General features: G+C 68.7%; 10 protein-coding genes. 7 read left to right on the forward strand and 3 right to left on the reverse strand.

Annotation, left to right across the window (positions count from 1 at the left end; translation table 11 throughout):
• Both VGR06_RS14060 and VGR06_RS14065 read right to left on the reverse strand, forming a co-directional pair.
• Window positions 1-496, reverse strand: a 496-nt coding sequence (locus tag VGR06_RS14060; protein WP_327559502.1) for an alcohol dehydrogenase catalytic domain-containing protein, incomplete at its 3' end; no start/stop codon positions are given.
• A gap of 157 nt (window positions 497-653) precedes the next feature.
• Complete coding sequence (locus VGR06_RS14065) at window positions 654-1,382, reverse strand: FadR/GntR family transcriptional regulator (RefSeq protein WP_327559503.1); 729 nt, start codon at window positions 1,380-1,382, stop codon at window positions 654-656.
• 341 nt (window positions 1,383-1,723) lie between these two features.
• On the opposite strand from VGR06_RS14065, the gene VGR06_RS14070 reads away from it, so the two are divergent.
• The 6 genes from VGR06_RS14070 (at window position 1,724) to VGR06_RS14095 (ending at window position 7,850) form a co-directional block, all read left to right on the forward strand.
• Complete coding sequence (locus VGR06_RS14070) at window positions 1,724-2,881, forward strand: mandelate racemase/muconate lactonizing enzyme family protein (RefSeq protein ID WP_327559504.1); 1,158 nt, start codon at window positions 1,724-1,726, stop codon at window positions 2,879-2,881.
• Window positions 2,882-2,944: 63 nt separating this feature from the next.
• A complete protein-coding gene (locus tag VGR06_RS14075; RefSeq protein WP_327559505.1) occupies window positions 2,945-4,054 on the forward strand; it encodes a sugar ABC transporter substrate-binding protein in 1,110 nt (369 codons plus the stop codon).
• Complete coding sequence (locus VGR06_RS14080) at window positions 4,054-5,019, forward strand: ABC transporter permease (RefSeq protein ID WP_327559506.1); 966 nt, start codon at window positions 4,054-4,056, stop codon at window positions 5,017-5,019. The genes VGR06_RS14075 and VGR06_RS14080 overlap by 1 nt, the downstream gene beginning before the upstream one ends.
• Window positions 5,016-5,783, forward strand: a complete 768-nt coding sequence (locus VGR06_RS14085) for an ATP-binding cassette domain-containing protein (RefSeq protein ID WP_327559507.1) — start codon at window positions 5,016-5,018, stop codon at window positions 5,781-5,783. The genes VGR06_RS14080 and VGR06_RS14085 overlap by 4 nt, the downstream gene beginning before the upstream one ends.
• A gap of 61 nt (window positions 5,784-5,844) precedes the next feature.
• A complete protein-coding gene (locus VGR06_RS14090) occupies window positions 5,845-6,591 on the forward strand; it encodes a cellulose binding domain-containing protein (protein WP_327559508.1) in 747 nt (248 codons plus the stop codon).
• 383 nt (window positions 6,592-6,974) lie between these two features.
• Window positions 6,975-7,850, forward strand: a complete 876-nt coding sequence (locus VGR06_RS14095; RefSeq protein ID WP_327559509.1) for a type IV toxin-antitoxin system AbiEi family antitoxin domain-containing protein — start codon at window positions 6,975-6,977, stop codon at window positions 7,848-7,850.
• Window positions 7,851-7,906: 56 nt separating this feature from the next.
• Here the strand turns inward: VGR06_RS14095 and VGR06_RS14100 are convergent, their stop codons facing one another.
• Window positions 7,907-8,944 carry a LacI family DNA-binding transcriptional regulator gene (locus VGR06_RS14100; protein WP_327559510.1) on the reverse strand — a complete coding sequence of 346 codons (1,038 nt, stop codon included), beginning with the start codon at window positions 8,942-8,944 and terminating at the stop codon, window positions 7,907-7,909.
• 90 nt (window positions 8,945-9,034) lie between these two features.
• Here VGR06_RS14100 and VGR06_RS14105 point away from each other — a divergent pair.
• On the forward strand, window positions 9,035-11,316 hold a 2,282-nt coding region (locus tag VGR06_RS14105), incomplete at its 3' end, for an MGH1-like glycoside hydrolase domain-containing protein (RefSeq protein WP_327559511.1).

The following is an 11,316-nucleotide window of genomic DNA, read 5'->3' on the forward strand; positions in this document are numbered from 1 at the left end:
CGCCCGGCACCGGCGCCGCCTTGAGGCAGGCCGCGGCGACGCAGGCGGCCGGCTCCAGCACGGCCGCGGCCCGCAGGTCGCTGCCCTCCGGCAGCACGTGCAGCAGGCGCGCCGGCAGGGTCAGGTAGTCCGCCCAGGCGCCCGGCTGGGTGAAGCCGGTCTCGTCATACGGGGCCGTGCAGAGGTTGTTGTCACCGCGCCGGCAGGCGTCGCAGTGCCCGCAGGAGCGGAACCCCTCGCCGACGACTCCCCGGCCGACCAGGGCGGAGTCCCGGACGTCGCCGACCGACTCCACGGTGCCGGACCATTCGTGCCCGGGCACCACCGGGTACCGCACGAACCCTTCGGGACGGCCGCCGGCGAGCAGCTCGCGGTCCGAGCCGCAGATGCCGGACCAGGCCACCCGCACCAGCGCCTCGCCGGGGGCGGGCGGGCGCGGTTCGGCGGCCGCGACCCGTAACCGCTCCGGCTCGTCGATGACTACCGCACGCAGCATGCTCATCGGTGTGTTGGCCTCTCACGTCGCTGTGTTGGCTTGCCACGTCGGTGTGTTGGCACATGGCGCGGTGTGGACGTCGTGACGCGCCAACATGGCGACGCCAGGCGCCAACATGTCAACGCTGACGGCCAACACGCCGACCCGGGTCCGGGGTTCATTGGTCGAGCATGTGCTGGACGGCTGTGGTGGTGGTGGCGAGGAGGCGGCGCATCGACCGGCTGGCCGCGGCCGGCCGGCGCCCGCGGACGGCCAGCAGCACCGCACGGTGCAGCGGGAGCGTGGCCGCCACCCCGCCGGGCGCGTGCGAGCTGGCCTCCAGGCCGTGCCGCAGGCCGGGTTCGAGCAACCGGCCGAGCTGCTCGACGAGCTGGTTCCCGCTGGCCCGCAGCAGGGTCAGGTGGAACGTGAGGTCGGCCTGCACGAAGGCGTCCTCGGCGTCCGGCAGCCCCGGCGCGTGCTCGGCCATGCCGAGGTAGGCCGACTCCAGCATGGCGAGCTGCTCGTCGGAGGCCCGGCCGGCGGCGAGCTCCGCGGCGCCCGGTTCGACCATGAGGCGCAGCTCCAGCAGGTCGGTCAGAAAGTCCGGAGTGGACGCCGTGCCGTGCCAGGTGATCACCTCGCGGTCCATCAGGTTCCACTGGTCGCGGGGGAGCACCCGGGTGCCCAGCCGCGGCCGGGGTTCGACCAGCCCCTTGGCCGCCAGCGCCTTGACCGCCTCGCGGATGCCGCCGCGGCTGACCTTGAGCTGGGCGGCCAGATCCGCCTCGTTCGGCAGCTGGGCGCCGTGCGAGAGCTCACCGGACACGATGCGCCGGCCGAGCCACTCCACCACCTGGCCGTGCATCGTGCGATGCCGGCCGAGCGGGCTGTCCCCGACGGTCACCTGCGAATCATCGAATGATTGATACATAAAGTCAAACGTCCTAGCATCATCGTGGATTATGCACAGCACCGGTTGGGAGTGGTGGACTGTGTCCGTAGCGAGGGCAGCGTTCGCGGATGTTCGGTGCGGGCTGGGCGGGTGGTCGCCGGTCCGACCACCCGGGCAGGCCTCCGGCCTGCCCTCGCTGGGCCGGAAGCGAACGGCCCTCGCGCCCACTGGCCCACGTGACCAACCGGTCCGCTGATCACAGACCAACGCAACCACAGACCTCCGTTGTGCAGAATCCACGTCTGCATAGACACGGTCCGACGTCACGAGAGCGTCACGATTCGGGAGTCCACATGAAGATTACCGGGGTACGCACGCACGTGCTGGGAACGGCATGGCGCAATCTGACCATCGTCGAGGTGCTCACCGACGAGGGCATCACCGGCCTCGGCGAGGTGCGGATGCTCAACCACACCGATGCGCTGCACGGCTTCCTGCGCGAGGCGGTGCCGCGGCATCTGGTCGGCAGCGACCCGTTCGACGTGGAGAGCCTGGTGCACCGGATGGTGCGGCACGACTTCGCCCGGGCCGGGGAGATCGCCATGTCGGCGCTGGCCATCCTGGAGATCGCCTGCTGGGACATCAAGGGCAAGGCGCTGGGCCTGCCGGTGTACAAGCTGCTCGGCGGCGCGGTCCGGGACCGGGTCAAGGCCTACGCCAACGGCTGGTACCAGGTGGAGCGCACGCCCGAGGAGTTCCACGCGGCCGCCCGCCGGGTGGTGCAGCGCGGCTACCGCGGGCTCAAGCTGGACCCGTTCGGCGCCGGCATGTTCGAGCTGGACGCCGAGGAGACGGCCCGGTCGATCTCGCTCGTCGAAGCGGTCCGGTCCGCGGTCGGCTCCGATGTGGACATCTACATCGAGATGCACGGCCGGTTCAGCGCGGCCACCGCCATCCGGGTGGCCGGGCTGCTCGCCCCGTACCGGCCGGCCTGGCTCGAGGAGCCGGTACCGCCGGAGAACCTCAAGGCCCTGGCCAAGGTGGCCGCGCACACCGACATCCCGATCGCCACCGGCGAGCGGCTGCACACCCGGTTCGACTACCGCGACCTGTTCGAGCTGCAGGCCGCCGACATCATCCAGACCGACATCACGCACTCCGGCGGGCTGCTCGAGGCCAAGAAACTGGCCGGCGAGGCGGAGTCGCACTACCTGCTGATGGCCCCGCACAACGTCGGCGGCGCGGTGTCCACGGCGGCCAACGTGCACCTGGCCGCGACCACGGTCAACTTCGCCGTCCAGGAGTACTTCAACGACTTCGCCGACCCGTTCGTGAACGAGTGCGTGCCCGGCCTGCCCGCGGTGGTGGACGGGTACTTCGCGCTGCCGGACAAGCCTGGGCTCGGGGTCGAGCTCAACCACGAGGTGCTGGCCGAGCACCCGCGGGTCCCGGTCAGCTTCAACCTGTTCAGTGCGGGCTGGGAGCGGCGGCAGGCGCACGCCGGGGCTTGACTAGATGGACCAATCATCAAATGATTCATGCACTACTCGCCGAGTACGGATGCGGGGTCGACGATGACGGACGTAACCAGCACCACGTCGCGCAGGGCGGCGCTGCGGTTCCTCGGCGCGGGCACCGGCGCGGCCGCCGCCGGCGCGCTGCTTGCCGCGTGCAGCAGCGTCCAGGAGGGCGCGAACAACAACAGCGGCAACAAGGGTGCCGGCCGGTTCCCCAGCACACCGCAGTGGAAGTTCGTGTTCGTCAACCACGTGACCACGAACTCCTTCTTCACCCCGACCCGGACCGGCTTCGCCGACGCGGCCGCCCTGCTGGGCATCCCTGAACCGGCGTGGCAGGGGTCGGAGAACGGCAACGTCGCCGAGATGGCCAGCGCGATGAAGACGGCCGTGGACAACAACGCCGACGGCATCGCCATCGCGCTCACCGACAACAACGCGTTCGTGGACCTGACCAAGCAGGCGCTGGCCAAGGGCATCCCGGTGATCGCCTACAACGCGAACGCGTCCAACAACTACCCGCTCACCTACGTCGGCCAGGACCTCTACCTGTCCGGGTTCCAGATGGGGCAGCGCATCGCCAAGGACGTCACCTCCGGCGACATCCTGGTCGGCATCTCCCAGCCCGGCGGCAACAACGTGCAGCCGCGGATGGACGGCATCATCGCCGCGCTCAAGCAGGCCGCGCCGGGCGTCACCGTGAAGTCCATCAACACCGGCGCCGAGCAGGCCGCCGAGCTCAACGCGCTGACCGCCGCGTACACCGGAAACCAAGGGGCCAAAGGAATCTACGCGGTGGACGCGGGCAGCACCGCGGCCTGCGCCAAGCTGATCACCGACCGCGGGCTCACCGGCAAGATCCACGGCGGCGGGTTCGACCTGCTCCAGGACACCCTCAACGGGGTCAAGTCCGGCGCCCTCGACTTCACCATCGACCAGTCCCCGTACCTGCAGGGCTTCCTGCCGGTGCTCTACCTGTACCTGTACCGGCTGTCCGGAACCCTGGTGGCGCCGCCGGTGACCGACACCGGGCTCACCTTCGTCACCAAGGAGACCGCGGACGGGTACCTCTCGGCCAACAGCAAGTTCGAGGGCGGCAACAAGACCGATGTGATCAACATGCCGAAGGCGATCCCGCTCCCGCCGGCACAAGTGCTGAACCGCTGATGAACTTTCTGCTCCGGTTGATGCGGGTCAAGGAACTCAGCATCGTCCTGGTCACGATCGTCGCGGCGATCTACTTCACGGCAAGCAGCTCCGGGTTCAACACCGTCGGGAACTACCAGACGATCGCCCAGGAGCTGGCGCCGTGGGCGATCATCGCCGCCGGTGAGGTGATGCTGCTCATCTGCGGCGAGATCGACCTGTCCGCCGGGCACGTGTACGCGCTCACCCCGTTCGTGATGATGCTCTTCTCCGTCAACGGGGCGCCGCTGTTCCTCGCGGTGATCGGCGCGGTGCTGGTGGCCACGCTGATCGGGGTGATCAACGGGCTGATCCGGACCGTGCTCACCCTGCCGTCGTTCATCACCACGCTCGGCATGGCGTTCTTCCTGCAGGGCATGACGCTGATCATCTCCGACGCCCGCCCGGTGGCCGCGCCGACGGATCACTGGGTGGTGGAGGTGTTCGGCGGGGCGCGGTGGTCGGAGCTGCTCTGGGTGCTGGTGATCGTCGCGCTGATGCAGGTGGTGCTCTCGGCCACCCGGTTCGGCGTGTACACCCAGGCGACCGGCGGGAACCCGTTGGGCGCGGCCGAATCCGGCATCCGAACGAACCGGGTGAAGATCACCAACTTCGCGATCACCAGCACGTTCGCCGGGATCGGCGGCATCCTGCAGGGCATCCGGGTCGGCTCCATCGACCCGACCAACGGCGGCTTCAACTACATGTTCTTCGCCGTGGCGGCCGCGGTGATCGGCGGCACGGCGCTGCTCGGCGGGTCCGGCACGGTGATCGGGGCGTTCCTCGGCGCGCTGCTGCTGGCCATGGTCAAGATCGGCTTCAACGTGGTCGGGATCAGCGCGATCGCGTTCAACGTCGTGCTCGGCGTGGCGATCCTGGTCGCCATGACGCTCAACGCCGGCCTGATCATGGCCCGAGCCAGACTCGGCTCCCGGAGCCTGACATGACCGACACCAACGGCATCCCCGAGGTGATCCGCGCCGAGCACCTGAGCAAGGGCTTCGGCCCGGTCTCGGCGTTAACCGACGTGAACCTGTACGTCCGCCGCGGCGAGATCCTCGGCCTGATCGGCGACAACGGCGCCGGCAAGTCCACCCTGATCAAGATCCTCACCGGCTTCCACCAACCCGACGGCGGCCAGATCCTGTTCGACGGCGAGCCCGTCCACCTCCGCTCCGTCGTCCACGCCCGCTCCCTCGGCATCGAAACCGTGTTCCAGGACCTCGCCCTGATCAACGATCTCCCCGTCTACCTCAACATGCACCTTTCCAAGGAGTTGGTGCACCGCCCGCTACCGTTCCTCCGCCGCCGCGAAATGCGCCGCCGCGCCCGCGAAGCGTTGGACTCCATCGGCATCAACATTCCTTCGGTCACCGCCGAAGTAGGCCTGCTCTCCGGCGGCCAACGCCAAGCCATCGCCGTCGCCCGCGCCGTCTACTCCAGCGCCAAGTTGCTGCTGCTCGACGAACCCCTGGCCGCCATGGGCGCCAAGGAAAGCACCCTGATCCTGAAGCTGCTGGCCCAACTCAAGGCCCGCGGCGACATCGCGATAATTCTGATCGCCCACAACTACAGCCAGGTGGTCGACGTCTGCGACCGCGTCAACCTGTTGCAGCACGGCGAGATCACCTTCGACAAACCCACCCGCGACACCTCCGTCACCGAGCTCCTCGACCTGGTCCACGCCGAGTACCGCCTCAACCAGCCCTGATCCTGTCCAGCCGTGTCCAGGATCGGACCACCGGCGGCGCCACGGCGTTGAGCATGGTGCGATGCAGCATCGCCTGGGTTCGCTCGCTCGCCGGTTCGTCGTCGTGCTCGCCCTGCTCTGCGCCGGCACCGTCCCAGGCGTTGCGCACGCTGCCACCCAGCCGGACACCGTCCCGCCGACCAAGCCGGCCACCCCGAGCGTGAACCCGATCGGAATCGTGTCCGCCACCATCAACACCGGCGGCTCGACCGACAACGACCGGGTCGCCGGCTACGTCGTGCAGCGGCAGGTCAACGGGGTCTGGACCGACTGGTCCTCGACGCTCATCGAGCCCACCTACGCCTACCTGCAGCCGCTGACGCCGGGCACCACGTACACCGCGGTCGTGGTGGCGCTCGACCCCAGCGGCAACCGGTCGCAGCGCTCCGACCCGGTCACGTTCACCACGCTGGCCCTGCCGGCACCGACCTGCCGGGTCGTGCGGCAGACCATCAGTCCGGAGATCTACCTGCTGAACTTCTTCGTCGAGAACATGACCGCGGCGGTCGTGGTCACCAACTGGACGGCGACCTTCACCCTGCCGGCCGCGCAGACATTGATCGGCACCTTCAGCAGCACCCTCTCGCGCAACGGCGACGTGGCCACACTCCGGCCGATGTCCAACACCGCCCAGATCACCCCGGGCATGACGGCGTTCTTCGGGATCTATGCCAACCGCCCGGCGGACTCCCCGCTACCGAGCGGATTCACGTTCACCAGCGCGGCGACCGGACCGATCCCGTGTGCCGTGACCGACCGCACGGGATGAGGTCGGCACAGACCTGAGCGCCGCCGCGCCCGAGGACCGCACCCCGAGGGCTTCCGACCGCGGCGGCGCTCACCCCCTTACGGTTCCGAGTCGAAGCCCTCGCCCCACGCCCACGCCAGTGCTCGTGGCAGCGCCCAGGCGCCGAGCCGGGTGAGGGGTCGGTTCTCGTCCACGACCCCCGGCGGCCGCCCAGCGGTGCACCACCGTATTGAACGCGGACTCGACCAGGACTTCGTTCTCCACATCGCCGCGTCGCGATCAACGCACCAGCCGCCTCGACGCAGCACCGCCGGTCGTCCACCGGTGGAGCACCTGCCCATCCAGCAGCGCCCGCGAGATACCGATCCGGAAGCTTGTCGGTGGTCGCCGGCACGATGCTCGGCATGAGTATCGACACGGTGCTCCGTCGACAGGCCGGAGTCATCAGCAGGACCCAGGCGTTGAACGAAGGCATGAGCTCGGCAGCGATCAGCCGGCGAGTGAGCGCCGGGGCATGGATGCGGATGTATCCGCGCGTCTATCTGGCCGCTGATCATGAGCTGACACCGGCGGCGCGGATAGTTGGAGCGGCACTGTGGGGCGGGCCGACAGCGACGGTGAGCGGGCTGGCGGCTGCGTGGTGGCTCAAGCTGTGGCCAGATACGCCATCTGCCGTGGGGTTGACGGTGCCGCAGAGTCTGAAACGCACGACGCGACCCGGCTTGCGATTGCGGCGCCGTGATCTCGGAGCCGTGGACCGGGTCAAGAAGAATGGTATCTGGGTCACCGCGGTGCCGTTGACGGTCCTCGAGTCCTCTGTCGAACTGGGCCATCAGGGGCCACGGTTGCTCGATCGGGCTCTGCAGCGCAACCTCGGCTTTGAGGATCTTCGCCAGGCGCATTGCCGCAACCTGGGTCGTGCCGGGTCGATGGCGGCCGTGGAGTTGTTGCGCGCGGCCTGCGATCGGGCGGCATCGGAAGCCGAGCGAGTGGCGATCGCGCTGTTGCGAGAGGCGGGGGTCGACGGTTGGGAGTGTGGCTACCGTGTCGGTAGTTATGAGGTCGATCTCGCTTTTCCTGTGGCCCGGGTGGCGGTCGAGGTGGACGGTTGGGCATGGCACTCGGATGTCGACCGGTTCCGGCTTGATCGGCAACGGCAGAATGCGCTCGTCCTGGCGGGGTGGACGGTTCTCCGATTCACCTGGCATGACGTGACCAGCCGACAGGTGCAGGTGATAGCCGAGGTCCGGCGGGCTCTGGCGGGAAGGCCGGCGGCTTGATCGTCGTTTCAGGGCGTTGACGTTCATATTTGAGCATCAACGCCCTGAAACAGCGATCAGCGGAGGGGTTCGCCGGTTGTACTGAGAGGGCTGGTCGATTCCCGGATCACCAGTTGGCAGGGGTGGCGGAGGACGCCGGTGGGGTGTTCGCCGTCGAGGGCGGCGAAGAGGCGCTCCACGGCGGTGGCGCCCAACCGTTGGAGGTTGAGGTCCACGGTGGTCAGTGGGGGGCGGCAGTCGGCGGCGAAGATCTCCCAGTTGTCGTAGCCGACGAGGGCGACGTCGTCGGGGATGTCGCGGCCGAGGTCGTGCAGGGTTTGTGCGGCGCCGCAGGCGATCTGGTCGTTGCCGCAGAAGATGGCGTCGAGCTCGGGGCGGGCGGCGAGCAGCATCTGGGTGGCGTGCCGGCCCCAGGCCTGGGACCACTCGCCGTAGAGAGGCTCGCCGGCCAGCGCCAGCCCGGACTCGGCGAGGACGGCCGACAGCGCCCTGACCCGGTCGCGGGCGGCGCGGTAGCTGGACGGGCCGGTGATGTGGCCGATGTGTCGGCGGTGCAAGGAAATCAGGTGCTCGATGGCGAGCCGTGCGCCGCCGGCGTCGTCGGACAGGATGGACAGGTCGTCCGGGCTGTCGGACTCGCAGTAGACGTAGACGACCGGCACCGGGATGTCGCCGGTGAGCGAGGGCCGCAGGTCGTTGCTGTCGCCGAGCACGATGAAGCCGTCGACCTGGCGGGCCAGGAGCGTGCGGATGTAGTGCTGGCGCCGGATCGCGTCGCCGCGGGTGTCGCAGAGCAGCACGGACATCTGCTCGTTGCCGAGCGCGTTCTCCACGCCGAGCAGGATCGGGATGGCGAACCGCCCGGCCATGTCGTCGGTGAGCAGGCCGACCGTCCGGGTGCGCCCGGAGATCAGCGCCCGGGCCAGCGCGTTGGGCTGGAACGCCAGCTTGTCCGCCGCCGCGCGCACCCGGGTGCGGGTTGCCGGGGCGACCTCGCCGCGGCCGTTGAGCGCCTTGGACGCGGTGGCCACCGATACGCCGGCGAGTGAGGCCACGTCGGCGAGCGTGACCGCCTGGGTGCGCTGCCTGGCCACCAAGATCCTTTCCAGGAAACGTTTCGAATCTTGACACAGTCTACGGGCGCACCTACGGTCAAGAAGCCGAAAACGTTTTCGGGAGGCAACGTGGCCACAATCCGGAGACTGCTGGCTTCCCTGCTCTCTGCCGCGCTGGCCACCGGCGCGCTGACCGCACCCACACCAGCTCAGGCCGAGCAGACCCTCGGCTATCCCACCTTCACCGGACCGAACCTGCCCGTCGAACCGGTCCAGTACACGCCGGGCAACATGCTGCGCGCGATCTACGACCGCGAGTCGGCCGGCACCGACTTCTGGATGGACCGGCTGCTCGCCCGCACGGGCCCGGACCCGGCCGGGAACTGGCTGATGACCCGCGGCCGGGCCGTCTACCTGCGCCAGCACAGCAACTCGGTGATCGGCTTCGGTGGCCGGATCGCCTACTACAACGAGTTCTTCGACGCGTTCGCCAACCAGAACGGGTACGCGATCACGATCGGCCCCGGCGGCTTCGCCGAGAACCCCGCGCAGCGCCTGCAGACCCCCAGCTACTGGAGCGGCGTCTACACCAACGCGAACCTGAGCCTGCGGGCCGACGTCCGCAAGTTCATCACCCAGAACAACGTGGCCGTCACCAACGTGTCGATCACCAACACCGGCACCGCGACCCAGACGCTGCCGCTGACCGTGGACTCCCCGTTCGCCCGCACCGCGGAAGGCGCCGAGCTGACCGGGGTGCACGACGTGCTGAACTCCCGCGGCGAGCGGCTCACCACGGTGTTCCCGCGCCTGTCCGGCCAGGGCCTGACGCCGAGCGGTGGCCGGCTCACCGGCTCCGTCACCGTCGAGAGTGGACAGACGGTCACCGTCAAGGTGCAGCTCGGCTTCCCGGCCGAGGAGATCCCCGACTCCCGCACCGAGTACGAGGCCTACCGGGCCCGCTCGGCCGGCGACGCGTTCGCCACCCACGTGCGCACCTACAACAAGTGGTGGGCGGACAACATCCCCTACATCGACGTGCCCGAGCCGGCGATCAAGAAGTACATCTACTACCGCTGGTGGTTGATGCGCTTCAACTTCGTCGACGCCGACATCCCCGGCAACGACTTCCAGTTCCCCACCTCGCTCGAGGGCGTCCTCGGCTACAACAACGCGATCGCGCTGACCGTGCCGATGTTCATCGACGACCTCAAGTACCTGCGCGATCCGATGTACTCCTACGGCCCCTGGGTGTCCACCGGGGAGTCCTCGCGCGGCGGCCGGTTCATGGACAACCCGGGCGACCCGGAGAACTGGAGCAACAGCTACACCCAGTACATCGCCGAGGCCGCCTGGCGCAGCTACCAGATCCACGGCGGGCAGGCCCCGATCGTGGAGAACCTCGCCCGTTACGCCGAGGGTGACGTCAAGGGGCAGCTCGACTTCTACGATCGTGACCACAATGGACTGATCGAGTACAACGCCGGCTTCCTCACCGGCAACGACGCCGACGCGGTCTCCTTCGACTTCCGGCCGGGCAACAACCTGGACCGCGCCGAGTCCGCGTACCAGTACAGTGGGGCGCTCGCCGCGGCCCAGGCCTACGAGCAGCTCGGGAACACCGCCAAGGCCACGGAGATGCGCGCGCTCGCCGAGCGGATCCGACAGGCGATCCTGACCGTGCTGTGGAACCCGGACGACCAGCTGTTCGAGCACCGGGTGGTGGCCACGAACGAGCACGACCCGTGGAAGGAAATCAACAACTACTACCCGTTCTCGGTCGGCGCGATCCCGAACGAGCAGCCGTACACCAACGCGCTGCGGCTGTTCGCCGACCCGGCCCAGTACCCGATCTTCCCGTTCTACACGGCCAACCAGGCGGACAAGGCCGACGCCGCGAGCCACGGCTTCCCCGGCTCCAACAACTTCTCGCAGATCAACTCGACCGTCCAGTTCCGGCTGTTCTCCTCGGTGCTGCGCAACTACACCACGAACGCGATCACCGCCGAGGACTACAAGAAGCTGCTGTACTGGAACGCCTGGGCCGGTTTCATCCGCGGCAACACCCAGTTCCCGGACACCAACGAGTTCTGGTTCAACTGGAATCCGGCCACCCAGACCATCGACGGCCGCTCCGGCATCCACCACACGATCCTGGGCAGCAACAACTGGACCGTGATCGAGGACGTGGCGGGCCTGCGGCCGCGTAACGACGACCGGCTCGAGCTGTCACCGGTCGACATCGGCTGGGACCACTTCACGGTCACCAACCTCAAGTACCGCAACGTGGATCTGAGCGTCGTCTGGGACGACCCGGCGGACGGCGTCGCCCACTACCCGGGCGTGCCGGAGGGTTACTCGGCCTTCGTCAACGGGCAGCGGGTCTTCACCGTCGACCGGCTCACCCATCT

It is taken from the genome of Actinophytocola sp., assembly GCF_036002505.1.
Taxonomy (GTDB): Bacteria; Actinomycetota; Actinomycetes; order Mycobacteriales; family Pseudonocardiaceae; genus DASYTH01.